The 25,420-nt window shown below is 52.0% G+C and carries 25 protein-coding genes; 20 read left to right on the top strand and 5 right to left on the bottom strand.

Going from position 1 to position 25,420, the window contains the following annotated elements:
• Positions 1-168: 168 nt before the first annotated feature.
• Entirely contained in the window at positions 169-792 is a 624-nt protein-coding gene (gene dsbA / locus SK33_RS14960; RefSeq protein WP_003035960.1) for a thiol:disulfide interchange protein DsbA, read from the bottom strand.
• Between the two features lie 396 nt (positions 793-1,188).
• Here dsbA and SK33_RS14955 point away from each other — a divergent pair, with 396 nt between their 5' ends.
• From SK33_RS14955 to agp, 17 genes are all read left to right on the top strand, one after another.
• Positions 1,189-1,593, top strand: coding sequence for a VOC family protein (locus SK33_RS14955; protein WP_003035964.1), 405 nt, complete (start codon positions 1,189-1,191; stop codon positions 1,591-1,593).
• Positions 1,594-1,663: 70 nt separating this feature from the next.
• Positions 1,664-2,026, top strand: coding sequence for a hypothetical protein (locus tag SK33_RS14950; protein WP_003836824.1), 363 nt, complete (start codon positions 1,664-1,666; stop codon positions 2,024-2,026).
• A 48-nt stretch (positions 2,027-2,074) separates the two neighbouring features.
• A complete protein-coding gene (locus SK33_RS14945; RefSeq protein WP_048219148.1) occupies positions 2,075-3,955 on the top strand; it encodes a protein-disulfide reductase DsbD family protein in 1,881 nt (626 codons plus the stop codon).
• Positions 3,952-4,575 carry a DsbA family protein gene (locus tag SK33_RS14940; RefSeq protein WP_003035975.1) on the top strand — a complete coding sequence of 208 codons (624 nt, stop codon included), beginning with the start codon at positions 3,952-3,954 and terminating at the stop codon, positions 4,573-4,575. Before SK33_RS14945 ends, SK33_RS14940 begins: the two co-directional genes overlap by 4 nt.
• Positions 4,565-5,071, top strand: coding sequence for a protein disulfide oxidoreductase (locus SK33_RS14935; protein WP_048219147.1), 507 nt, complete (start codon positions 4,565-4,567; stop codon positions 5,069-5,071). Before SK33_RS14940 ends, SK33_RS14935 begins: the two co-directional genes overlap by 11 nt.
• Positions 5,072-5,266: 195 nt before the next feature.
• Positions 5,267-6,019: an NADH:ubiquinone reductase (Na(+)-transporting) subunit C gene (nqrC, locus tag SK33_RS14930; protein ID WP_048219146.1), complete on the top strand. Its 753-nt coding sequence runs from the start codon at positions 5,267-5,269 to the stop codon at positions 6,017-6,019.
• Positions 6,020-6,291: 272 nt separating this feature from the next.
• Complete coding sequence (locus tag SK33_RS14925) at positions 6,292-8,241, top strand: FTR1 family iron permease (protein ID WP_048219145.1); 1,950 nt, start codon at positions 6,292-6,294, stop codon at positions 8,239-8,241.
• Between the two features lie 29 nt (positions 8,242-8,270).
• A complete protein-coding gene (locus SK33_RS14920) occupies positions 8,271-8,798 on the top strand; it encodes an iron transporter (RefSeq protein ID WP_003035987.1) in 528 nt (175 codons plus the stop codon).
• 200 nt (positions 8,799-8,998) lie between these two features.
• Positions 8,999-10,378 carry a Fe-S-containing protein gene (locus SK33_RS14915; RefSeq protein WP_016149897.1) on the top strand — a complete coding sequence of 460 codons (1,380 nt, stop codon included), beginning with the start codon at positions 8,999-9,001 and terminating at the stop codon, positions 10,376-10,378.
• Positions 10,379-10,380: 2 nt separating this feature from the next.
• Positions 10,381-11,664, top strand: a complete 1,284-nt coding sequence (locus SK33_RS14910) for an ABC transporter permease (protein WP_048219144.1) — start codon at positions 10,381-10,383, stop codon at positions 11,662-11,664.
• Positions 11,654-12,784, top strand: coding sequence for an ABC transporter permease (locus SK33_RS14905; RefSeq protein WP_003836818.1), 1,131 nt, complete (start codon positions 11,654-11,656; stop codon positions 12,782-12,784). Before SK33_RS14910 ends, SK33_RS14905 begins: the two co-directional genes overlap by 11 nt.
• A 4-nt stretch (positions 12,785-12,788) precedes the next feature.
• Positions 12,789-13,484, top strand: a complete 696-nt coding sequence (locus tag SK33_RS14900) for an ABC transporter ATP-binding protein (RefSeq protein ID WP_003836817.1) — start codon at positions 12,789-12,791, stop codon at positions 13,482-13,484.
• Entirely contained in the window at positions 13,471-13,956 is a 486-nt protein-coding gene (locus SK33_RS14895; RefSeq protein ID WP_048219143.1) for a TlpA family protein disulfide reductase, read from the top strand. The genes SK33_RS14900 and SK33_RS14895 overlap by 14 nt, the downstream gene beginning before the upstream one ends.
• A 24-nt stretch (positions 13,957-13,980) precedes the next feature.
• Positions 13,981-14,469 (top strand): hypothetical protein, encoded by a 489-nt coding sequence (locus SK33_RS14890; RefSeq protein ID WP_003036005.1) that lies wholly within the window; start codon positions 13,981-13,983, stop codon positions 14,467-14,469.
• 86 nt (positions 14,470-14,555) lie between these two features.
• On the top strand, positions 14,556-15,311 hold the full coding sequence (locus SK33_RS14885; protein WP_048219142.1) for a sulfite exporter TauE/SafE family protein: 756 nt from the start codon (positions 14,556-14,558) through the stop codon (positions 15,309-15,311).
• A 69-nt stretch (positions 15,312-15,380) separates the two neighbouring features.
• On the top strand, positions 15,381-16,088 hold the full coding sequence (locus SK33_RS14880) for an ArsR/SmtB family transcription factor (protein ID WP_048219141.1): 708 nt from the start codon (positions 15,381-15,383) through the stop codon (positions 16,086-16,088).
• An 87-nt stretch (positions 16,089-16,175) separates the two neighbouring features.
• Entirely contained in the window at positions 16,176-17,417 is a 1,242-nt protein-coding gene (gene agp, locus SK33_RS14875; protein WP_048219139.1) for a bifunctional glucose-1-phosphatase/inositol phosphatase, read from the top strand.
• 38 nt (positions 17,418-17,455) lie between these two features.
• Here the strand turns inward: agp and SK33_RS14870 are convergent, their stop codons facing one another.
• Both SK33_RS14870 and wrbA read right to left on the bottom strand, forming a co-directional pair.
• Positions 17,456-17,683 (bottom strand): YccJ family protein, encoded by a 228-nt coding sequence (locus tag SK33_RS14870; RefSeq protein ID WP_003036015.1) that lies wholly within the window; start codon positions 17,681-17,683, stop codon positions 17,456-17,458.
• Positions 17,684-17,703: 20 nt separating this feature from the next.
• Positions 17,704-18,300 (bottom strand): NAD(P)H:quinone oxidoreductase, encoded by a 597-nt coding sequence (wrbA, locus tag SK33_RS14865; protein WP_003832057.1) that lies wholly within the window; start codon positions 18,298-18,300, stop codon positions 17,704-17,706.
• 386 nt (positions 18,301-18,686) lie between these two features.
• On the opposite strand from wrbA, the gene SK33_RS14860 reads away from it, so the two are divergent.
• The 3 genes from SK33_RS14860 (at position 18,687) to rutR (ending at position 20,633) form a co-directional block, all read left to right on the top strand.
• The gene (locus SK33_RS14860; RefSeq protein WP_003036022.1) at positions 18,687-18,860 is read left to right on the top strand and encodes a general stress protein; all 174 of its coding nucleotides are present in this window, start codon (positions 18,687-18,689) and stop codon (positions 18,858-18,860) included.
• Positions 18,861-19,021: 161 nt separating this feature from the next.
• Positions 19,022-19,936, top strand: a complete 915-nt coding sequence (locus tag SK33_RS14855) for a DMT family transporter (RefSeq protein WP_032948964.1) — start codon at positions 19,022-19,024, stop codon at positions 19,934-19,936.
• Positions 19,937-19,994: 58 nt separating this feature from the next.
• Positions 19,995-20,633: an HTH-type transcriptional regulator RutR gene (gene rutR, locus SK33_RS14850; RefSeq protein WP_003036026.1), complete on the top strand. Its 639-nt coding sequence runs from the start codon at positions 19,995-19,997 to the stop codon at positions 20,631-20,633.
• Here the strand turns inward: rutR and SK33_RS14845 are convergent.
• Together SK33_RS14845 and putA are read right to left on the bottom strand one after the other, a co-directional pair.
• Positions 20,630-21,025: a lysozyme inhibitor LprI family protein gene (locus tag SK33_RS14845; protein ID WP_048219137.1), complete on the bottom strand. Its 396-nt coding sequence runs from the start codon at positions 21,023-21,025 to the stop codon at positions 20,630-20,632. The genes rutR and SK33_RS14845 overlap by 4 nt on opposite strands.
• Positions 21,026-21,084: 59 nt before the next feature.
• The gene (gene putA / locus SK33_RS14840) at positions 21,085-25,047 is read right to left on the bottom strand and encodes a trifunctional transcriptional regulator/proline dehydrogenase/L-glutamate gamma-semialdehyde dehydrogenase (protein WP_048219135.1); all 3,963 of its coding nucleotides are present in this window, start codon (positions 25,045-25,047) and stop codon (positions 21,085-21,087) included.
• Between the last annotated feature and the right edge of the window lie 373 nt (positions 25,048-25,420).

Below are 25,420 nucleotides of genomic sequence, written 5' to 3'. Positions count from 1 at the left end.
TTGAAGAAGGTGTACCCCGACAACAGGTAACACCGCTAAGTTTAGGGTAATCCTGATAACGGCGAATGCCAACCGGGAAGAAAGGATATTGGTCTAAATGATGTGATTGCGCACCACCAACAGCGCTTTTGACTGTTGTGTGGTGCGAAAAGTGAGATTAGAGAAACGTCAGGATTTGGTGATCAGATAGCGAACCGTATCCGCGTAGCTCTTCACAAAAGAGTTTAGGTCGTCAGATTTCAGTCCTTTTGGATTGATCATATATTTACCGTTGATAAAAATGGCGGGCACACCGGTTAAATCTACCGCTTTAGCCATTTCTTGTTGTTTCGCGGTCAGGGATTTCACGGCAAAACTGTTCCAGGCGGCATCATAATCACTGGCGCTGACGCCCGCGCTGATAAATACGTTACGAATATCATCCGCTGTTTTAACGGTTTGTTTTTTCTGAACGGCATCAAAAAGCAACGGTTTAACTTTATCTTGTACGTTTAACAGCATGGCGACGGACCAGGCGTGCGTCATGTCTTGCCCCAGCGGACCTAAAAAGTCGACGTGGTATTCGGTGAGTTTGACATCAGCAGGCAGTACTTTTTTCACGTTATCCGTGATTTCAAAAACTTCATCGTACTGATAACAGGAAGGACAGTAAAATGAGAAAAACTTCAGCGCAGCTGGGGCGGAAGCGACGGGTTTTTCCAGGGTGATATACTCTTTACCGTCGGTAAATGATGCTGCCTGAGCGCTAACTGTAAAAAGTAACCCAATCAGGGGTAATAAATATTTTTTCATTTTCATATACTCTAAATAACATTTGATAAACAAATTATCTGCTAATGAATACGTTATTCATTGCGTCTGGATATAATAAGGAAATCCCCTGAAAATGCGCTGACCCTTACTTTCATTTACGCATCAGTACGTAGCGGGCATTATTTGTGTGCTGACATTGAAATATTCTCTGGCATTCTTCGTAAATAGTGAATGATAACTTCCGTGATATTTCCAGGGGTGTTTTTAGCAATGTTATAGTGTAATAAACAAAAACGAAAATATGATTAATTATCATTTCGACTTTAAAGCGTGAATGGCATGGTATTTCGCTAAGTTCTGCAAATACCCCTGTAGATTGTCTTTTTCTTGTCGCGCGTGAATGAATAGGGTAAGTGTCAGAGATGAGCAACCCAAATGGATATCACTATGATCGACCACCTGGATCACCTGGTACTAACCACCAATCATGAAGAGGCTTGCGTTCGTTTTTATGTCGAGCTTTTAGGCATGAGGTTGGAAACTTTCGCACAAGGTCGGAAAGCCTTCGTCTTTGGCAATCAGAAAATCAATCTCCATATTCGGGGAAAAGAGTTTGAACCTAAAGCCTACGCGCCAACGCCGGGGGCGCTGGATTTGTGTTTTATCACCACGCGTACACTGGAAGAGGTGACAGAGACGTTTCAAACCCATGGAGTCGAGATTATTGAAGGGCCCGTTGCACGAACCGGTGCGACAGGACCGATTCGCTCGGTTTATGTCAGGGATCCCGATCTCAATCTGATTGAAATCGCGGTATATCCAGCAGATGCCAGGACATAACTTTACAGCGCAAAGGTTGCCAAAAACCGGCGAGTGGTTAAGATAACTCGCATCAATGAGTGAGGGTATAATGGCGAAACGTCAACGGATGGGATGGTGGTTCCTCTGTCTGGCATGTGTTGTGGTGATGGTTTGCACCGCACAACGCATGGCGGGTCTGCACGCGTTGCAGATGGATACCGCTGTTACAAGCGTTGTCGCCAGCGCACAAGTGCAGGCCGATGAGGCCTCACCCGTTACCCCTTGTGAACTGAGCGCGAAGTCATTACTGGCTGCGCCACCCGTACTGTTTGAAGGTGCTATTCTGGTGCTGTGCCTGCTGCTGTCGTTGCTGGCGCCAGTGCGGGCGTTTCGTCTACCTTTTTTCCCACCGCGAGCCATCTCGCCGCCCACTCTCCGGGTGCATCTCCGATTTTGCGTCTTCCGTGAATGACAGAACAGCCGTTGCTGACTGTTAGATAATTATTCACGGAGAAAAACTATGATGACTGTTTTCAGGCAGACACTGCTCTGTCTGTTATTGCTATGGCTGCCCGTATCCTGGGCGGCTGAACCCGGCTGGCTGCGTTCACCCGATAACGATCACGCCAGCGTGCGGTTACGCGCTGATACGTCCGCTGGCGGTGAAACCCGTCTGTTGTTGGATGTCAAACTGGAGGACGGCTGGAAAACCTACTGGCGTTCTCCGGGCGAGGGGGGCGTTGCGCCTGCTATCGCCTGGAAAGAGGAAATGCCTGCGGTCGACTGGTTCTGGCCAACCCCAGCTCGTTTTGAGGTCGCCAATATCACTACCCAGGGGTATCACGATAAGGTGACGTTCCCGATGGTGGTGCGAGGTAGAGCGCCCGCCACGCTCAGCGGCGTTTTGACGCTATCCACCTGTAGCAACGTTTGCCTGTTGACGGATTTTGCTTTTTCCGTAACGCCCACAGCCCAGGACCCGACTTTTGCACATGACTATGCTCAGGCGATGGGACAGATCCCACTTGCCAGCGCCCTGACCGATGCTCTGAGCGCCGGCGCACGGGCGGGAGAGTTAGTCGTCGAGGCTCACCGTGCGGGAGGCTGGACTGCACCAGGGCTGTATCTGGATGCTGTTGATGATGCGGATTTTGGCATGCCGCAAATCCATGTTGAGGGGGAGACATTACGCGCCACGGTACCTGTACATGACGGTTGGGGAGAAGGCGCGCCGGATCTGCGTGGTAAGTCAGTCACCCTGGTGCTGGCAGATAACGGTGTTGCCCAGGAAAGTCGTCTTGCGATTGGCGAAGCCCCGGTTGTTGAGAACGCCTCACTCCCACTGTGGCAAGTGGTGCTAATGGCGCTGCTGGGCGGTTTGATCCTCAATCTGATGCCCTGTGTGTTACCGGTTCTGGGCATGAAGCTGGGCTCGATTTTGCTGGTCGAGGAAAAAAGTCGTCGCCAGGTCCGTCGTCAGTTCCTCGCATCGGTAGCCGGAATACTTGTCTCATTTATGGCTCTGGCTCTATTGATGACGGTGCTGCGTTTAACCAATCAGGCGCTTGGCTGGGGGATCCAGTTTCAGAATCCATGGTTCATTGGCGTGATGGTATTGGTGATGCTGACGTTCAGCGCCAGCCTGTTCGGGTGGATTGAATTCCGACTCCCTTCTGCGATGACTACCACGCTGGCGACTCACGGCGGCAACGGTCTGTCGGGACATTTCTGGCAAGGTGCATTTGCGACGCTGCTTGCTACGCCGTGCAGTGCCCCGTTCCTTGGAACGGCGGTGGCGGTGGCATTGACCGCTTCGCTGCCGACATTGTGGGGATTGTTTATCGCACTTGGGCTGGGAATGAGCTTACCGTGGCTGCTGGTGGCTCTGCGTCCCGGTCTGGCGCTGCGTTTGCCGCGGCCAGGACGCTGGATGAATATTTTGCGGCGTCTGCTCGGCGTGATGATGCTGGGTTCCGCTATCTGGCTTGCGACGTTGCTGCTCCCGCATTTCGGGTTCGTAGGGCAAAGCACCGGCAAAGAGAGCGTGAACTGGCAACCGCTAAGCGAGCAAGCTATTGAGGATGCGCTGGCGCAACATAAGCGCGTGTTCATTGACGTCACAGCAGACTGGTGCATCACCTGTAAGGTAAACAAGTTCAACGTCTTGCATAAAGATGACGTACAGGCCGCATTGCAACAGCCGGATGTGGTGGCGCTGCGCGGCGACTGGACACTCCCTTCTGAAGCCATTACCGAATTTCTAAAAAAACGCGGCCAGGTTGCTGTGCCGTATAACCAAATTTATGGCCCCGGTCTGCCGGAAGGCCAGGTGTTACCCACGTTGTTAACCCGCGATGCGGTACTGCAAACGTTGAACGATGCCAAAGGAGTTACCCCATGAAGATGATGATTGTTCTGCTGTTAACCCTGTTTTCTGCCGTCAGTATCGCGAAAGAGCCTGCACCGTTTACCCCGGAACAGGAAAAGCAAATTGAAGCATTAATTCAGGAAGCCCTGTTTAACGATCCCAACAGCCCGCGGATTGGCGCAAAGCAGGCAAAACTGACCCTGATAAACTTCACCGATTACAACTGCCCATACTGCAAGCAGTTGGATCCAATGCTGGAAAAAATTGTGCAGAAATATCCTGACGTGGCGGTAGTGATCAAACCGTTGCCGTTTAAAGGTGAAAGCTCGGAACTGGCGGCGCGGACCGTGCTGACGACATGGCATCAGCATCCGCAGCAGTTTCTGGCGCTACATGAAAAACTGATGCAGAAGAAGGGCTACCATACCGATGTCAGTATCAAACAGGCGCAGGAAAAAGCGGGGGCCAGTCCGGTGACGCTGGACGCCCAAAGTGCTGAAACGCTGAGCACTAACCTGCAACTGGCGCGACTGGTGGGTGTACAGGGAACCCCCGCAACGATCATTGGTGATGAACTTATTCCCGGTGCGGTGCCGTGGGAAACCCTTGAGGAAGTGGTAAAAGAAAAACTGGCGGCGGCCAATGCTCAGTAAACTGCGCCGCTGGTTGCGCGAAGGGCTGATCTTATTGGCACTGTTGGCGGGGGCGATGCTGCTGATGGATGCCTGGCGCGCGCCGCAGCTCCCTGCCTCTTTTGACAGCACGCCTTTACAAACGCTGGATGGTGAAACCGTCACGCTGGCGGCGCTCAGCAAAGACGAGCCAGTGTTGCTTTATTTCTGGGCGAGCTGGTGCGGCGTATGCCGCTTCACAACGCCGGAAGTCGCCAGGCTGCGCTCGGAAGGGGAAAATGTGATGACCATTGCGTTACGCTCCGGAAATGAAGCTGAGGTATCTCGCTGGCTGTTGCGTAAAGGCGTGGAATTTCCGGTCATCAATGATGCGAACGGGGCTATTTCCCGCAGTTGGGCGATTAGCGTCACGCCCACGTTGGTGGTGATGTCAGAAGGTCGGGTGGTATCAACCACCAGCGGCTGGACCAGCTACTGGGGCATGAAACTTCGGCTGTGGTGGGCGAAAATATTCTGATATTTGTGCCGGGGGAACCCGGCATTTTTTTACGATAAAAAGGTAAGAAAAACATGTTGTTCTGATATTTGATCCTAAAGCTACACACTAATAGTTATATATTTTTGATTTTTTTCTGTAGTTGCAAATTCACAAGGATAATGGCATATCTGATGATGTTTTAAATATCTTATTTCTCGCAGGGATTATAGAATAATGCGCAAGGGTAAAGTTATTGTTATATCAATGATGTTTTTTTGTATCCTTATTTTTATTGCTGCTATTGTCTGGTTTATGATGTATCAGGGGGAACTCACTGAACCTACCAGTGAAGAGAAATATGCCGCCATTCTGCATGCTTCAGGCCTGTTGAAATCAGATGAGCACGATAAAAAAACAATTAAAAATTTGTATCAACGTTATATTTTAGCGCGTAAGGTTAATCTGGATTCCGGTGAATGGGTAGCTGATGACGTCCAGACGCAGGGATGTAAAAAACTCGCTCCGGAACATGATCCCGCGAAGATCCATCAGCGCTGTACTATTGCAGATGTATATCTTGTAAAAGATAAAAGTAATAAAATTCAACAAATTATACTCCCTGTTTTCGGTGGGGGTGCGAAGTCAATGATGTATGCCTTTCTGGCTCTTGACCCAGACGGACGTACGGTTAAAAGCCTGTATTACTATCAGCAGCGGGAAACTCCTTTTTTGGGAGCCAGAGTGGAAGATGAAAGTTGGCGCAAGCAATGGCCGGGTAAAAAAGTGGTTGATAATAACTGGATGCCAGCGCTAAGAATAACTCAGGAGAAACCAGAGAATATCGATGAATATACAGTGGATGGTATTTCTGGCGCGACCCTGACATCGAATGGGGTTGAGAGAAGCATCAACTACTGGACAGGCGAACAGGGTTACGGCCGTTTTTTGCAACGGATTACTCGTGGTCCTGATATAATAGTTCCCTGATCACTTTTGTCTTAAATAACGTTTATCTTCATACTCACTGTTGGCCTCATTTGCGTCAGTGAGTATGGGGCAACTCTATTCCATATCACCGATAAATTCTCCTGTATTGACGGCATCACTAATCAATCCCAAATGTCTCAGTTTCGTATTCATCACATTTTCATGAGATAAATTTACATAACTTGTTACCCGTTGACATTTTTATGATCCAGGTCATGTACAACGCAAGCTAAAATCGATAATGATAATAATTATCATTTGTATTTTACGGGATGCGTACCGTGCGTAAGTTCTGTGTTTTCCTGCTGACCACTTTGTGTAGCTTGCTTGTAAGCCTTCATGTATGGGCCGCAACAAACTATGCTCCATTCATTGAGGATATTGAGCAACGTCTTGATAAAACAGCAGAACTTTACTCTCAGCAACAAACTGATGAAGCGCGGCGAACGGTGCAAATGGCCTACTTTGAGGTATTTGAAAACCTTGAAGGTCCTATTCGAATCAACATTTCCGCCAGCAAAAGTTATGAGATGGAAAGCGCTTTTGGTGAGATCCGTCGCATGATTGGCGCAAAAAAATCGCTCTCTGACGTGCAGTCTAAAATCGACTGGCTCAAAGCCTCGCTGCGCGAAGTTGAACCTGTGTTAGATGGCGGACATCGCCTGGTTGCCGAAGAGCAGCACAATGCGTTTTCCAGGACAGATATCGCCGTACACTGGCAAGAGAGTTTTCGTGTTATCGACGATTTGTTGGCCCAGGCAGTAAATAACTATCAGGCCGGGAATTTAAGCGTAGCCAGCCAAAACGTTCAACAAGCGCACTATCAGGGTTTTAAAAACTCAGAGATGGAAATGTCGGTCAGACAGAATCGATCGGCAAAAGACGCTGCTGCGATTAACCAGCAATTTTCTGCGTTGATTGCGCTCACCGCAGAGCCAGATCGCCTTAATGATGTCTCTTATCAGGTCACTACGTTGTTACAGGATATTGAGGATCTTCTGCCTGGTTTGCCTACTACCCGTGACGAACAGCAGGTCACGGCGGTGCAAAATACGGGGAATACGCCCACGACACAGGATGATATAGCCCGCGCAGACTGGGCTGCCGTCTCGTTGGGTATCCATCAAAGTATTCAGAAAGCGATTGCCCGTTACCAGGAGGGCGATGCGAAGAATGCCATTCTGGATGTGCAAGACAGTTATTTTGACCGCTTTGAAGCTAGCGGTATGGAAAACAAAATCGGTTCTCGCGATTCGGCGTTTAAAACCTCGCTGGAGGCTTACTTCACGCGTCTGGTTAGTCTGATGAAAGCGGGTCAGCCAGTGGAAAGACTCAACGCCGAAGCCAGCGCACTGGAGCAGGATTTACAAAAAGCGGTGGTGATGTTGGGAGAAGGAGTAGAAACCCAGTGGAGCCTGCTGCTCTACAGCCTGATGATCATTGTCCGCGAAGGACTGGAGGCCCTGCTTATTGTGGCGGCCATCGTGGCTTATATGGTGAAAAACAATCACCAGGATAAGCTTCCGTTAATTCGCCAGTCGGTGATTGTTGCATTATTCGCCAGCGTCATTACCGCTGTGATATTCCAACTCCTGTTCACGAATTCCGGCGCCAGCCGAGAACTGCTGGAAGGCGTAACGATGCTGATTGCCGTCGTCATGCTGTTCTTCATGAGCTACTGGTTACTGTCTAAAGTCGAGGCTCGCCACTGGAAAGCATGGCTGGAAGGGAAACTGTCCCACTCACTTTCCCGTGGTTCACTGGTTGGACTGTGGCTTACCAGTTTCCTGGCGGTTTACCGCGAAGGGGCGGAGACCGTGCTGTTTTACTACGCCCTGATCGGGGATGCGAATGATATTTCTGGGCATATGGCGATTGCGGCAGGTTTTGTTATCGGCTGTGTTGTTCTGCTGGTCGCCTGGCTCATTATGCGCTACTCGGTTGTACGCCTGCCTTTGAAGCCGTTCTTTATGTTTACCGGCAGTTTTATGTACCTGATGGCCTTTGTATTTGCGGGCAAAGGGGTTCTGGAACTGGTGGAAGGTAAGCTGTTCCAGCCAACGTTGATTAACGGCTTCCCCGAAATCAGTTGGTTGGGAATTTATCCCTACGTGGAAACGTTATTACCGCAGGCCATATTGCTACTTGCGGCGCTGGCGGCGCTGTGGGTGATGCGGAGGAAAAGCACTGTTCCTGGGGAAACGATAAAAACTAATCTATAGCTGTTATTTGAGACGAGAGGATATGTCTGATGACCATGAAGAAAACCCTGATTGCCAGTGCAGTGATGGCCGGTATTTTCACTGCTCCGGCAGCGTTTGCCTTTAAGGAGTATCCGGCAGGTGAGCCTGTCACCATGAATGAGATGGAACTGGCCGCTGTTTACCTGCAGCCAATCGATATGGAACCGCGTGGCATGGGATTACCGGCAGCAAAAGCCGATATTCACCTTGAGGCGGATATTCATGCCGTGGAAGGCAGTAAAAATGGTTTTGGCGCAGGCGAGTGGATCCCTTATCTGACTATCAGTTACACCTTGATTAACAGTGATACGGGTGAAAAACAAGAAGGTACGTTCATGCCGATGGTTGCCAGCGATGGCCCTCATTACGGTGCGAACATCAAAATGATGGGGGTGGGTAACTATAAAGTGACCTATCACATCGAACCGCCGTCAAAAGCAGGTATGCACCGTCATACAGACAGTGAGACCGGCGTTGGTCGTTGGTGGAAACCATTTGACGTGAGTTATGAATTTAAATACGTCGGCCTGAACTAAGCGCTTTTCCATCAGGCTGCTTGATTTGCCATTTTGGACCGGGCAGTGCTCACAATCTTACGTACGAAGTGTACCCACGATTTGTTTTGCGCTGCTCATGTCTTAACTGACCGCGAACTTATCCCCCTGATGGGCTGGCTCTAAATTATCGATGTACCTGGATAGTTACATCATTCAATCCGCCGTACAGAGTCGATGTTATGAGTTATTTTTTTGTCACGACGCTACAGGTTTTTTTCTGCATTGCGCTGCTCTCCGGGGTTCTCTGGAGTCGCATCGATCCCCCTTCTTTGCGCCCACTCGTCTGGACCTTACTCACAGGTTTAATCGTTGGCGTGCTGGTGGGACTTACCCTCCGTGGCTCGCAGCCAGTGCAATTGTTGCTGGTTGGCACAGAAGTGATGATTACGCTGCTGTTTGTGTTGAGCTTCTGGTGGGTATCAAAGCGCATTCGCTACCTGTGGCAGGGGATTTTGGTGTTTGGCGCAGCCCGACATTGGGCTTTGGATCCCAATCTCGGCGGATTAACCAGCACCCATGTGCTAAATACCGATCTGCTGTTGAATCTGACGGCAATGCTATTGGCATTTGCGATCCTCTGCCTGGTTGGGGTACTGAGCGCCATGCTGTTGCGTCGTATTCGTGGACTCTACTGGCCGTTGACGCTGATTCTGATGGTCATGATTTGGCTGCCATTAAGCGGTAATTTGTTGCTACTGCTAATGAAACTGCAGGTGCTACCGCTGGCGAAATCGCTATTGAGTTTCGTGGCCAAAGTGACAAACAACGCGGCGATGTATAACTGGTTGGGGGCCGCCCTATTACTTGCTCTGGCACTGTGCTGGGTACCGGCGTTGTTATGCGCGTTCCGCCAGACGCGTAAAGCCGATGAGCCGATTGCTTATCGACTGGCGCTGGCGCATCGTCGAAATGCGTTTCGTCTTTGGCTGGTCACGCTAGGTTGTGCGGTGGTGGTGATCGCCGGACAACTGTGGTGGGAAAAAGTCGCCTCTCAACCGCCGCAGTTGTCAGAAGCCATTCCGGTACAACTTGCCAGTGATGGCATGGTTCATCTGCCAATAGAACGACTCCGTGATGGCAAGCTGCACCGCTTTGTTTGGGTGGCTGATGATGGTAAAGCGGTACGTTTTTTCGTGATTAACCGTTATCCCGACAAGTTGCGTTTGGGGGTAGTTTTTGATGCCTGTCTACTGTGCGGCGATCAGGGTTACGTGATGGAAGGTAATCAGGTTATCTGCGTGGCATGCGGGGTACACATTTTCATTCCTTCGATTGGTAAACCTGGTGGTTGCAATCCTGTGCCAATTGAAAACTGGCGTAATGATGAGAAAGAGCTGGTGATCCCAGGTAAAGAGCTGGCTGCTGGCGTGAATTACTTCTCGACGGTCATGACCATCAAGGTGACCGACCCGGTTGATGGTTCCACATTGACCAATACTTCTGCTGACTACAAATACAGCTATGGTGGCAAAACCTGGTTTTTCTCGTCCGAGGCCAATTACGATCGCTTCCGTAAAACCCCGGAACAGTTCGTCCCTGCTGAATTGAGGGAGGAGTAACAATGCTGTGGAGAATGTTACGACAATCCTGGGGGCGTAATCTCCGACGCAAGGGGCTGGCTATTATGACCGTCTTTCTTGCGTCCAGCCTTATCTCCGCCCTGCTGGCGGTGTCGATTGATATTGGCGATAAAATGTCCAGAGAATTGAAGTCCTATGGTGCCAATATTTTGATTGAACCTGCCGGACAGGCGGCGCTTCCTGCACTTTTCAGTGAAAACAGTAATCCACTATCAGGACAGGATTTCCTTGATGAAGCGGAACTCCCCAACATTAAGGATATCTTCTGGCGCAACAACATTGTCGGCTTTGCCCCTATGCTTGGCGGTGATGTCGACGTTAACGGCAAAGAAGTACGTATTCTCGGCACCTTCTTCAGCCAACCGGTAGATATTCCAGATGAAGAAGGGTTTGAGACGGGGCAAAAAACGATAAGCCCGTTCTGGCAAGTGACAGGCCACTGGCCGCAAGAGCCTGCTGGTGATGCTCCTCAAACACTGGTAGGGCATGCGTTGGCACGACAAACGGGCTGGAAGCCAGGCGATAAACTGGTGATCCGTACCAGCAATACAACGTTGAATGTGGCCGTCAGCGGCATTCTCTCCAGCGGCGGGGACGAGGATAACCAACTGGTTATGCCGTTGAGCACGGCGCAAACGTTGCTGGATTTACCCGGCAAAGTACAGGCCATTCGTGTCTCAGCGCTGACGGTGCCGGAAAATGAATTGTCGCGTCGGGCGCGTGAAAATCTCGATGCACTGAATGCTGAAGAGTACGACCTTTGGTACTGCACTGCCTATGTCTCGTCCATTGCTCATCAACTGGAGGAGGCTATTTCCGGTGCAGAAGTTCGCCCTGTGTGGCAGGTTGCTGCATCTGAGGGGGTTGTAATCGATAAAATTCAGTTGCTGATGGCCGTAGTGACCGTCGCAGCACTGGCAGCTTCGGCTATGGGAATTGCGTCACTTATGACCAGCACCATTATGGAACGCGCTAAAGAGATCGGCCTGATGAAGGCGCTTGGCGCGCATCAGTGGCAAATCATGCTGTTGTTCTATCTTGAAGCCGCGTCCAGTGGACTGGCCGGAGGGGCATTGGGATGTGTTGCTGGATGGGGAATGGCGAAAGCGATTGGCCTGATGCTATTTGATGCGCCATTGAATTTTGCCTGGATTGTGGTGCCATGTGTATTGGTTATTGCGGTCCTGATTGCCCTGATTGGCACCTGGTTCCCGGCCCGCCGTATTGCCCGCCTGTATCCTGTGGAGGTGCTGTATGGCCGCTAAACGTACGATGCTCTGGTTGCTGGTATGGCGGGCACTGCGTCTGCGTTTTCAGCGAGTTAGCGTAGTATTTGCCGCATTGATGGTCGGGGCGACCATTGTGACCGCGCTATCTGCGGTGTGGTTCGACATCAATACCAAAATGAGTGAAGAATTGCGGACCTTTGGCGCAAATTTCTACATCGGGCCAGGCCATGGCTCCGGCATGCCGCAGCAAGCGTTGCAGACTATTTTAGATCAGGCACCGCAAGGCCTGGTTCACGGAGCCAGTCCTTGGCTTTACGGTATGGCGCGTACCGAGCTGGAGAAGGTGGTGATTGTCGGCGTGTGGTTTGAATCCTTGCAAAAGCTGGTGCCGTACTGGCAGGTTCAGGGGAATTGGATTGGTGTCAGCTTTGACGATCGCAATGCGATGATTGGCATCAAATTGGCTGAGCGTCTTAACGTCCAACCGGGCGATAACATCATCCTGGTGGATCACAATCAGCGCAAAAACTTACAGATAAAAGGCATTGTTGAAGCCGGTGATGCGACAGATAACATGCTAATTGTGAGTCTTGAAGTGGCGCAGGCGTGGTTGCATCAGCCCGATAAAATCAGCCATGGGCTGCTGAGTGTCAGTAACGATGTCGGTCAGGTGGAAAACTATGCCAGCCGATTGCAGGCTCAATACCCGGATCTGGAGATCCGTCCAATACGGAAAGTCTCCGCATCAGAAGGACAGGTACTGGATAAAATAAAAGGGTTAATGGGGCTGGTATCGGTTGTGATCCTTGCGCTGTCATCTTTGTGTGTGAATACCACGTTGATGGCCATTGTGGGTGAGCGGGCAAGGGAATTTGCGCTGCAAAAAGCGTTGGGGGCCAGCAACGGTGATATTGTCCGGCAAATTCTCCTTGAAACCTGCATTATCGCGCTGGCTGCAGTGGTTTGTGGGTGGATCTTAGGGTACATGTTGGCCCAACTACTGGGACTGACTGTATTCAATGCCGCAATATCGCTACGCTGGCCAGTGCTGCCCATCACCCTGACATTATCTTTACTGGTCGCCATTCTGGCGGCGATTGTTCCGGTCCGTCGCGCGGTTAGCATCGAACCCGCAAAAGTGTTGAAAGGAGAGTAACGCCATGTCCGTTGTGCAGACCCCATCAATGGCGATTGAAACCCGCCATTTATATAAACGGTTCGGCGATGTTACCGCCTTAGATGACATCAACCTGCAAATAGTGCAGGGGGAGTTTGTCGCGATTATGGGCGCTTCTGGTTCGGGTAAAACGACACTGATGAATATTCTGACCTGCCTGGACACCGCGACAGAAGGTCAGGTGTTTTTAGATGGGATTGATGCTGCCGCACTGGATGAAGAGGGGCGTCGCCGTTTTCGCGCTGAGAAAATAGGGTTGGTATTCCAGCAGTTTCATCTGATCCCGTTTTTAACCGCGCTGGAGAATATCATGCTGGCGCAACACTACCATAGCGTGGTAGATGAAGCGGCGGCCAGGAAGGTTCTGGAACAAGTCGGTCTTGGGCATCGAGTAACGCACCTGCCGAGTCAACTTTCTGGGGGAGAGCAGCAACGGGTGTGCATTGCCCGGGCGCTGGTCAATGAGCCGCCGGTGATTTTTGCCGATGAACCTACGGGTAACCTCGATGAAGAGAATGAACAGCGGGTGTTGGATCTACTCACTGACCTGCATCGGCAGGGGCGCACGATTGTGATGGTGACGCATAATCCGGCGCTGGGGTTATTTGCCGATCGTATTATCCGTTTGCAGCATGGCAAATATCACGGTGAGGAGGCTAATCAACATGCGCTGGATTAACGTATTAACTTTCGCCATTTTGGTTCTGATTAGTGGATGTAAAGAAGAGAAGTTGGTGGTTGGGCAGCAAGCCCCGGCGCTGGCAACATTCGACCTGCAGGGGGGGAAGGCTGGGCTTGAGCGCTGGCGTGGAAAGGCTATTTATCTAAACTTTTGGTCGGCGGGATGCGGTGGCTGTCTTGCCGAAATGGACGCGCTGGAAGCGCTAAGTAAAAAGTGGGGCGATAACGTTGTGGTCGTGGCTGTGAATACCGATCCGGCAACGGTTAACATAGATGACTTACTGGTGAAACATCAGGTTTCTTACCCGGTACTCCGCGATCAGCTTAAGATTTCCCAGGAACGCTATCAGGTCATCGGCACGCCAACCTCTGTGTTAATTGACAGGGATGGTCGTGTACTGGAATTACACCAGGGGATGCGGAAACCGCCTGAGTTAGATGCAACGTTTGCGCGACTGGCCGCCCGATGAACGCGATACAAAGAGAAACACTATATGGCATTCAGGTGGAATAAAGAGAGTCTGGCCGTCCTGCGTGAAAACGCAGGCGTTCTCACGACGGAGCAGATTGCGGGGATGCTTCACACTAATATTACGGTTGTGCGCAATATGGCGTATCGACTGAAACTCAGCCTGCGGGTATCCGCCTACAATCAAAAACGTATTGAACAGGTACAAACACTCTATACGTCTTCTGAACCACTAAATCTGAAAGAGATTGCTGCAAAAACTGGACTGACATTCAGTACGGTGCAATACATTGTGTATGTGAAATTAAAAAGTAAACCATATACCAAACGGGAATACGTTTCCTTTGAAACTGATGATGCGGTTCATTATCGGATACAACGAGAGTTCATTGATACTGAGCGTTCCCTTTTACACAACATCCCAGATAACACGCGCTTTCATCAATTGTATTTGACAGATGGAACCTTATATTGTGCACGCAATATCCGCAGCGAAGTGATTATCTGCGAATAATTGAATGGCATATTTCGTCAACCGACGAAGCAAGTATTCATAGTTGCGTTTAATCTGGCTTATCTTTTTTTGTGGGAAAATAAAGAATGGCCAATGTATACGCATTTGAATCCTCCCTGGTGATGATGATTGCCGCCACATTTGTCCTCGCCGGGATGGTGAAAGGCGTTACGGGTATGGGGTTGCCCACCGTGGCGATGGGGATCCTCGGATCGCTTATTTCACCGGTTGCGGCGGCGGCTATGCTGCTATTGCCTTCGCTGATAAGCAATTTGTTCCAGTTTGGCGGTGGTGGAAATACACGCCAATTACTCAAACGACTGTGGCCAATGCTGCTGACAGTGGTAGTGGCGACTCTGCTTGCCAGCGCCTGGATTACCGGGGGCGACACCACCCGAACTCAGTTTGCGCTCGGCGTGGCGCTGGTGGCCTACGCTATCTGGACGCTGGCGGGAAAGAAAATCACGGTGGCCCCGCAGCGTGAAAAACCGTACTCCCTCGTTATTGGATTTGTGACCGGCTTATTGACCGGCGGAACCGGGGTGTTTGTGATACCCGCCGTACCCTGGATCCAGTCCCTGGGCTTTGAGAAAGATGAACTGGTACAGGCGCTCGGGATCTCTTTTACCTTTTCGACCCTGGCATTGGCGCTGGGTCTGTGGTGGCACAACGCGCTGCCCGTACAATCTTTAAGCTTGTCGGCTTTGGCCATTGTTCCTGCACTTATTGGCCAGTGGATAGGAACCCGTGTGCGAAGGGTTATTTCTCCGCTCGTGTTTAAACGCTGTTTTCTGTTTTGTCTGGTCGGGTTGGGTACAGAGATGATGCTGCGTGCTATGTGACCGGTTCGGTGACTTTGCGCGACTTTCATGGCATCGTTAATTCAGTGATTCAGGGGCAATGAGGTCGTTATGGCATCCGTGATGTTACATGAAGAAGAGGGCGATCTGGAGTCGAGAATGGCGCTTACTGCGGCGGCAATGGCCGATAAGTCGCGCTCGCGTATGCTGTGCGCCCTGATGGATGGCCGTGCCTGGACCGCGACCGAGCTCAGCGCTGTGGCGGATGTGTCCGCGTCGACCGCCAGCGCGCATCTCGCGCGTCTGTGCGAACAACGCTTTGTTGTGGCGTTGGCGCAGGGCAGGCATCGTTATTTTCGCCTTGCGAGTCCCGATATCGCCGAACTGCTGGAGCGCCTGATGGGCGTGGCGTGGTGCACATCCGTACCACGAAAAATTACTACGCCGCTAAGCTTGCGGCATGCCCGCACCTGCTACGACCATCTCGCCGGAGAGGTGGCGGTAAGGCTGTTCGATACGCTGGTTTCCCGCCAGTGGTTAACGCCGGATGGCGAAACGCTGACGTCACTTGGACGGGAAAAGCTGGCGCTGATGGGGATTGTCCTCACTGCTGGCTCATCCCGGCGGAAGTTAACCTGCGGTTGTCTGGACTGGAGCGAGCGACGTTATCATCCTGGTGGTGTGCTTGGCGCAACGTTGCTGCGCTGGTTCAGTGAACAGCGATGGATAAAAACAGTACAGGGCAGCCGCCACGTCATCTTCACACCTCTTGGCATTCGTAAACTCGAAACCGAGTTTGGTGTTAAAACGACACGCTAGATGGTCTGTTTTGCGAAAGCGTTCCCGGAAATATGTCATATTTCTGTCACACTCTATTGTGATTGATAACAACAAGAGGTCGTAGGGATGAATAAATCGTTAATCGCCGCAGCCGTGGCAGGGGCTGTATTATGGTCAACCGCCGCGCAGGCGCAGACCGCGCCGGAAGGGTATCAGCTTCAACAAGTATTGATGATGAGTCGGCATAACTTACGTGCACCTTTAGCCAATAATGGCAGCGTTCTTGAACAGTCCACCCCCAAGCAATGGCCAGAGTGGGATGTCCCCGGCGGACAACTCACCACCAAAGGCGGTGTGCTGGAAATCTATATGGGTCACTACATGCGAGAGTGGCTGGCAGAGCAGGGGATGGTGAAATCGGGCGAATGTCCGGCACCGGATACGGTTTATACCTATGCTAACAGCCTGCAGCGCACTGTTGCTACGGCGCAGTTCTTTGTCACCGGCGCTTTCCCTGGTTGCGATGTTCCGGTCCATCATCAGGAAAAAATGGGCACCATGGATCCTACCTTTAATCCGGTGATCACCGATGATTCCGCCACCTTCAGCCAGCAGGCCGTTCAGGCCATGGAGAAAGAGCGTAGTAAAATGCAACTCAACGATAGCTATCAGTTGCTTGAGCAAATGACCGACTACAAAGACTCTCCATCCTGTAAAGAAAAACAGCAGTGTTCCCTGACCGATGCCAAAGATACGTTCAGCGCGAAATATCAGCAGGAGCCAGGCGTATCGGGGCCGCTGAAGGTGGGGAATTCGCTGGTCGATGCCTTCACGCTGCAGTATTACGAAGGCTTCCCGATGGACAAGGTTGCCTGGGGCGAGATTAAATCGGATCAGCAGTGGAAGGTTCTGTCGAAGCTGAAAAATGGCTATCAGGACAGCCTGTTCACCTCCCCGGAAGTGGCGCAGAACGTCGCCAAACCTCTGGTGAAATATATTGATAATGCGCTGGTTACTGAACGCGCGAAAGCACCGAAAATAACCGTGCTGGTGGGACATGACTCAAACATCGCTTCGCTGCTCACCGCGCTGGATTTCAAACCATACCAGCTTCACGATCAGAACGAGCGTACGCCGATTGGCGGGAAGATTGTCTTTCAGCGCTGGCATGACAGCAACGCAAATCGTGATCTGATGAAAATCGAGTATGTGTATCAGAGCTCGCTGCAGTTGCGTAATGCAGACGTTCTGACGCTGAAATCCCCGGCGCAGCGCGTAACGCTTGAGCTGAAAGGATGTCCGATAGATGCGGATGGTTTTTGCCCGATAGATAAGTTCGACAGCGTGCTGAATGAGGCGGCTAAATAAAAGAAAAACTCCCCCGTGTTCGCGGGGGAGTCTGAGCGCTAGACGTTTTTACGTTCGATAGTCTGTTCACCCCAAAAGAGCGAATCTTTGTCTGTTTTTTCAAAGGCTTTGATGAGTACCTCATCGCTACCTTCTTCCCAAATTTTTTCCGCCAGTTTCTCGTCATAATGTGCGACTTCAAAAATGGCTTCGGCTATTTCCGGCGATGTATTGCGCAGACTTGCCCATTCGCCGACGCGATGGGCTTTCGCTTCTTGAGTTGGCATTCGAATCCTCCTGTTGAAGATTAGCCGTTGAGTTTTACTGCCAGACCTGCGACATATTCACCCTGATAGCGGGCGATAGATAATTCTTCCTGACTTGGCTGGCGGGAGCCGTCGCCTCCGGCAATGGTGGTTGCACCGTAAGGGGTACCGCCGCGAACTTGAGAGACATCAAACAGCTCTTGCGCCGCGTAACCGATAGGCACAATCACCATCCCATGGTGGGCAAGCGTAGTCCAGGTTGAGGTAATGGTTTGTTCCTGACCGCCGCCGGTTCCCGTTGAGCTGAATACGCTGGCGAGTTTGCCGTACAGACCACCAGAGGCCCACAGCCCGCCAGTCTGGTCGAGGAAGGTACGCATCTGACCGGACATATTGCCAAAGCGCGTGGGGGTACCAAAAATGATGGCGTCGTAATCAGCCAGTTCTTGCGGGGTTGCGACTGGTGCGTTTTGTGTTTTGCCGCCAGCCTTAAGGAAAATCTCAGGCTGCATGGTCTCTGGTACGCGCTTAATAATCACTTCCGCGCCATCTACCTTATTTGCGCCTTCTGCGACTGCATGGGCCATAGTTTCAATGTGTCCGTACATGGAATAATAAAGCACCAGAACTTTTGCCATTTTACACTACTCCTCGAGTTAACCGTGTCCGTAGCGACTCGCTACCTACCTTTAAAGATATGACGTACTGTCAGGAGTGCAAATTTCACAATCACTTCTTTGATTTATAACAATTTTTATAACAACCTGCTTTGTAGCAAAATGATACATATTTAACTGGGTTGAATTCGGTAGTCATAAGAAAGACTTATTGATTTCTTAAGGTGATTATTTCTTTGGCACTCCTGATCCTGTTGCAGGATATTACAGTTAGCGTCTGCCCAGTCCACGCTTCACTATGCTTAATCCCACGCAGTTATTTTCAGGGCCTCGCCCGTAACGCTGCGTGAGGTATCACTCCTCAGTACCTATGCAATATGATGTCTAATCAATGACGGAGGTCAGTAATGGCAAACCATCGGGGCGGTTCCGGCAACTTTGCGGAAGACCGCGAAAGAGCATCAGAAGCAGGTCGAAAAGGTGGCCAGCACAGCGGGGGCAACTTTAAGAATGACCCGCAACGCGCTTCAGAGGCAGGCAAAAAAGGGGGCAAAAATAGCCACGGCAACAACAAATCGTAATTGTCGGGCTATCTGTCAGATATGTCGTGACGCCTGAGCGTCAGAGACAGACGTTACGTAGCCACCGCCGCCGGATCCTTCCGGCGGTTTTTTTTGTCTGCAAGGTTGAACTGTAACAAAACGCAACGCAGACTAATGACATTCAGTTAATCGGGTGTCTCATGTCATTACTCTCTCGTTATTCCTTTTCTGTTAAACCTCAGGAAGCGATCCTCATTGTGATCACCATGTTCTGGGGTGGCACGTTTCTGGCGGTGCAATATGCCGTTACCCTGAGCGGGCCTTTTTTCTTTGTCGGTGTGCGTTTTGCCACTGCCGCACTGGCGGTCGCGCTTTTGTCGTTACACACACTGCATAAGCTGACATGGCTGGAAGTCAAAGCAGGGGTTGCAATCGGTATCGCCATTGCGCTGGGTTATAGCCTGCAAACCTGGGGGCTACAGTTTATTCCCAGCAGTAAATCGGCGTTTATTACCGCGATGTACGTTCCGTTGGTACCGCTTTTACAATGGCTGTGTCTGGGGCGCATGCCTGGACTGATGCCGTGCGTCGGTATTGTACTGGCCTTTATCGGATTGATTTTTCTTGCCGGACCGGGAGGTAATTTACTGGCTTTAGGCGAAGGCGAGTGGATCACGCTCGCCGGTGCGGTGGCGATTGCGGCAGAAATTATCCTGATTAGCGCGTGGGCGGGAAAAGTGGATGTACGGCGGGTAACGGTAGTGCAACTGGCAACTGCTTCGATAGTGGCGTTTATTGCGATGGGACCAGCCGGAGAGGCCGTACCGCCAATGTCTACCGGATTGCTGGTGGTGGCGCTGGGGCTGGGGATTTTCAGCGCGATTATTCAGGTCACCATGAACTGGGCGCAGCGTAGCGTTTCGCCGACGCGCGCGACGGTTATTTATACCGGTGAGCCGGTGTGGGCGGGGATCTTTGGCCGTCTGGCGGGTGAACGCTTACCGCTACTTGCATTGCTTGGCGCGGCATTCATTATTGTTGGCGTGCTGGTCAGCGAGCTGAAGTTCAAAAAGAAAAAAGCGCAGCCGCAAGAGGCGCCTCCGGAATCGCTTTAATTTAACCATTCACCGCGTGATTTGGTATGCTGATGCCCTCACAAGAAGGAGAGGGCGCATGGTCCAACGCGCAGAGAAAAAAACAGGTAAGCGTTCGCAGGCCGTCAGTGCAAAACGCCAGGCCATATTAACCGCGGCATTAAATATCTTCTCCCAATATGGGATCCACGGCACGCGCCTGGAACAGGTGGCAGAACAGGCTGGCGTGTCAAAAACCAATTTACTTTATTACTACCCGTCAAAAGAGGTGCTTTATATTGCCGTTTTACGGCAGATCCTCGACATCTGGCTGGCTCCATTAAAAGCTTTTCGCGAAGACTTTGCGCCGCTGGTGGCCATTAAAGAATACATTCGCCTTAAGCTGGAAGTGTCGCGCGATTACCCTCAGGCATCACGGCTGTTTTGTATGGAGATGCTGGCCGGAGCGCCTTTATTGATGGCTGAATTGGAGGGGGATCTCAAAACGCTAATTGATGAGAAATCCGCGCTGATTGCCGGTTGGATCAAAAGCGGAAAACTGGCTCCGGTCGATCCGCATCATCTGATTTTTATGATTTGGGCTTCAACTCAGCACTACGCCGACTTTGCCCCACAGGTAGAGGCGGTGACAGGCGCAACGCTGCGTGATGAAGCCTTTTTTAACCAAACGGTCGAGAGCGTACAGCGGATGATTATTGAAGGGATCCGCGTGCGTTAACTGGCCGGTGGTAAAGGGCAGCTTAAATCGCCTTCTTCACACTGCAAGAGCGAGGCGAGAAACGCTTCGCGCTCGTTGGTCTTATCCGTCAGGCACTGGCTGGTAATCATCGCCTGAACGCTACCGCCTTCGGTGCCAGAACTGAGTAATGCACAGTCCGCATCGCGCAAAGTTATCCAGGATATTTGCGCTTTTTTCAGTAAATCGCGCTGGGTTGGAGCGGCGCGCTTCAGCGCATTCTGATAAGTTTCATTAAGTTTGGCGTCGGCCGCCTTATACTGCTCAGCCGCACAGGTGTTCATCTCAATCTGCGTGTTCGCGTTGGCGCAGTCATCCGCCAGCGCCTGGCCGCTCAGCAGCAGCGCTACACATGTCAGTACGATTCGTTTCATGCTTCCCTCTGGCTTCATAAAAAAAGGCCCCGTTACCGGAGCCTTAATTAACCACAACCTTAGCCGATTGTCATCAGGCTGGCGTTCCCGCCAGCTGCGGCGGTATTGACGCTCAGGGAGCGTTCAATGTACAGCCTCTCCAGCAGAATATTGCTCTCGCCACGGGCAAAGCCCTGGACCGACACAATCGCCCCTTCGCGGGCCGCCACTGCTTCACACAGTGCGCGAAGCTGATCGGAATCGCCGTGGAAAATAACGGCATCAAACGGCTGCGTGGCGATGTTGTCCGCTTTGGCAAACTGAATGCGCCCGGAGACCGCGGCTGGCAGGCGTTTTGCCAGGTCGCGATGGAACGTATCATCTGGCCACAGGATTAAGCTACCAACGGAAGTTACAGCGGCAACCTGTACCAGTGCATCCTGCTCATCATCGGCGATACACAGCACGCGTTCGCGCGGCAACAGCGTCCAGGTATTGCGCTCGCCGGTGGGTCCTGGCAGCAGGCGTTGCGTTCCGGCCTGCGCCAGTTCGCCAAACTGCTGGCAGAGCGCACGCAGTGCTGGACGGTCGGTTGCCCATTCGCTGAGCGCTTCCAGTGGTTGAACCAGTGCGGCTTTAAGCTGCGCATCGACCGGGTAGTCTGCATCCTGGCGGGCAAGGGTAATGCCTAACGCATTTTCCGGTCGGTTTGCCAGCAGGCGGTACAGATACAGCGGCCCACCCGCTTTTGGCCCGGTTCCTGACAAGCCTTCGCCACCGAATGGTTGCACGCCGACGACGGCGCCGACCATATTGCGGTTAACATACAGGTTCCCCACATGTGCTGAGCCCGTGACCTGGGCGATGGTTTCATCGATACGGGTGTGTACGCCCAGCGTCAGACCGTAGCCGGAGGCATTAATTTGCTCAATCAGGCTGCCCAGATTATTACGGGTGTAACGCACGACGTGCAGTACCGGACCAAACACCTCTTTTTGTAATTCATCGAAGCTTTCCAGCTCAATAAGCGTCGGGGCGATAAAGGTACCGGTTTGCCATTCCCGCGCATCGTCGCTATTTTCGCGCACGGCCTGGAACACCGGACGCCCTTTGGCGCGCATGGCCTGAATATGGCGCTCAATATTGGCTTTGGCTTCTTCATCGATAACCGGTCCAATATCGGTGGTCAGGCGGCCCGGGTTACCCATGCGGCATTCCGCCATCGCGCCGCGCAGCATTTTCAGCGTATGGTCGGCTACATCGTCCTGCAGACACAGGACGCGAAGCGCAGAGCAGCGCTGCCCGGCGCTGTCAAAGGCAGAAGCCAGGACGTCGACCACCACCTGTTCCGTCAGTGCGGAGGAGTCGACGATCATGGCGTTCATCCCGCCGGTTTCGGCGATAAGCGGGATTGGACGTCCCTGAGCATCCAGGCGGGTCGCGATATTGCGTTGCAACAGCGTGGCAACTTCCGTTGAGCCAGTAAACATGACGCCGCGTACGCGCTCATCGGAAGTGAGCTGCGCCCCGACCGTTTCGCCCTGACCAGGCAACAGTTGCACCACGCCTGGCGGTACACCTGCTTCGAGTAAAATGGCAATACCCTGGGCGGCAATCAGCGGGGTTTGTTCCGCGGGTTTTGCCAGTACGCTGTTGCCCGCCGCCAGCGCGGCGGCAATCTGCCCGGAGAAAATAGCCAGCGGGAAGTTCCAGGGGCTGATACAGACTACAGGCCCTAACGGACGATGGGTTTCATTATCGAAGTCATCGCGGACCTGACCGGCATAATAGTGCAGGAAGTCTACCGCTTCGCGCACTTCCGCAATGGCGTTGCTGAAGGTTTTACCTGCTTCGCGCACCAGAATGCCAATCAATTGCTGCATCTGGCCTTCCATTAGAACGGCGGCGCGATGCAAAATAGCGGCGCGCTCTTGTGGCGGTGTGGCGAACCAGATCGGCGCGTTATTTACTGCGTTCTGCAATGCCTGTTCCACTTCGCTGTGAGTCGCTTCACGCACGTAACCGACAATATCTTTCGGTTCGGCCGGGTTGACGACTGGCGTCATTTCACCGTCAGCAACCGGATGTTCGAGTATTGGCTTAGCGTGCCATTTTTGCAGCGCGCTGTTGAGCAGGGCGGAGGACAGCGAGGCCAGACGATGTTCGTTAGCTAAATCCAGTCCGCCTGAGTTTTCGCGGCCTTTACCGTACAGGTCACGCGGCAGGGCAATCTTCGGATGTGGCAGACCAGCCTGGCCTTCCTGCTGCGCCAGTTTTTCAACGGCTTCGACCGGGCAGGCTACCAGTTCATCCAGCGGCAGGGTAGTGTCTGCAATGCGGTTGACGAATGAAGTGTTGGCGCCGTTTTCCAGCAGACGACGCACCAGATACGCAAGCAGCGTTTCATGCGTGCCTACCGGTGCATAAATGCGGCATGGACGGTTCAGTTTGCCATCGGCAACTTTACCGGTGACCTGCTCATATAGCGGTTCGCCCATACCGTGCAGGCACTGGAACTCGTACTGACCCGGATAGTAGTTTTGACCGGCTAATTGATAAATCGCCGCCAACGTATGGGCGTTGTGGGTGGCGAACTGCGGGTAGATCAGATTCGGTACCGCAAGCAGCTTTTTCGCACAGGCCAGATAGGAAACGTCGGTGTACACCTTACGGGTATAGACCGGATAACCTTCCAGACCGTCCATTTGCGCACGTTTGATTTCGCTATCCCAGTAGGCGCCCTTAACCAGGCGGATCATCAGGCGACGGCGGCTGCGCGTGGCGAGGTCAATCAGGTAGTCGATAACATACGGGCAGCGCTTCTGGTAGGCTTGAATAACAAAGCCGATACCGTTCCAGCCCGCCAGTTCAGGTTCAAAACACAGTTTTTCCAGCAGATCGAGGGAGATCTCCAGTCGGTCTGCCTCTTCAGCATCGATATTGATACCGATGTCGTACTGGCGGGCCAGCAGAGTAAGCGACTTCAGACGCGGATAGAGTTCATCCATCACGCGGTCATACTGCGCGCGGCTATAACGCGGATGCAACGCCGACAGCTTGATAGAAATACCTGGCCCTTCATAGATGCCGCGACCATTTGAGGCTTTACCAATGGCGTGGATTGCCTGTTGGTACGAAACCATATAAGCCTGGGCATCAGCGGCGGTTAGAGCCGCTTCACCCAGCATGTCATAAGAGTAGCGGAAACCTTTTTCTTCCAGTTTACGCGCGTTAGCCAGCGCTTCGGCGATAGTCTCTCCGGTGACGAACTGCTCGCCCATCAAGCGCATTGCCATGTCGACGCCTTTACGCACCAGTGGTTCACCGCTCTTGCCGATAATACGGTTGAGTGAGCGTGAAAGGCTGGCTTCATTATGCGTAGAAACCAGACGACCGGTAAACAACAGCCCCCAGGTCGCCGCGTTGACGAAAAGTGACGGACTGCGTCCAATGTGCGACTGCCAGTTGCCGTTGCTGATTTTGTCGCGGATTAACGCATCGCGGGTTGCCTTATCAGGAATACGCAGCAAGGCTTCCGCCAGACACATCAGTGCGACGCCTTCCTGTGAAGAAAGGGAGAATTCCTGCAATAAACCTTGTACCATCCCGGCGCGGCCGCTGGCGGTCTTCTGGTTACGCAGTTTGTCGGCCAGGCTGTACGCCAGCTTGTGCGCTTGCTCAGCGATGGGTTGCGGCAGACGAGCCTGCTCCATCAGCATCGGCACTGCATCGGTTTCGGCGCGGCGGTACGCGGCGGTGATTGCTGCGCGGGAAACTGACTGCGGCAGGATCTGTTCGGCAAATTCCAGGAAAGGCTGATGCGCTTCATTCTGCGGCGTGGTTGACTCCTCACCCTCATTCGCGGCACCCGCCAGCAGGGCCGGTAGTTCAGGAAGCGCGTCGTTATTTTCCAGTCTTTCGAGATAATTAAAGATGGCTTGTTTGATCAGCCAATGTGGCGTGCGATCGATTCGTGATGCTGCTGTTTTAATACGCTCGCGAGTGGCGTCATCCAGCTTAACCCCCATCGTGGTGGTTCCCATGCCGTTTACTCCTGTTGTACTGAAATACGGGTCTGATAGTTACCGAGAAATATCCACTATGTTGCAACTTTGTGCAACCGTGTTAAATGTGACTTGGTTTGCAAGCTTGGAAATGAATGAGATGTTAATAAATATGAGTCTTATGATGTGGGCTGTAAAAATTACAGAATCTTTTTCTCTGCGGTAGTTAACACTTTTAAAAGGTGCAACCGAAAAAAATGTGAGAGAGTGCAACCTACAGAAAAATGCTATCTACTCTGGATCAAATTTGATGTAAATGGTGTGTTAAATCGATTGTGAATAACCATCGCTTCCGGCAGGATACGGTCGCCCTGGTCAACATAGATATCTTTGCCACGTTCCGGCAGGGTAA

Source organism: Citrobacter sp. MGH103 (assembly GCF_001034475.2).
GTDB classification, from domain to species: Bacteria; Pseudomonadota; Gammaproteobacteria; order Enterobacterales; family Enterobacteriaceae; genus Citrobacter; species Citrobacter freundii.
Note: the sequence above shows the minus strand (reverse complement) of the source record. Positions and strands in the feature narration are given on the sequence as shown.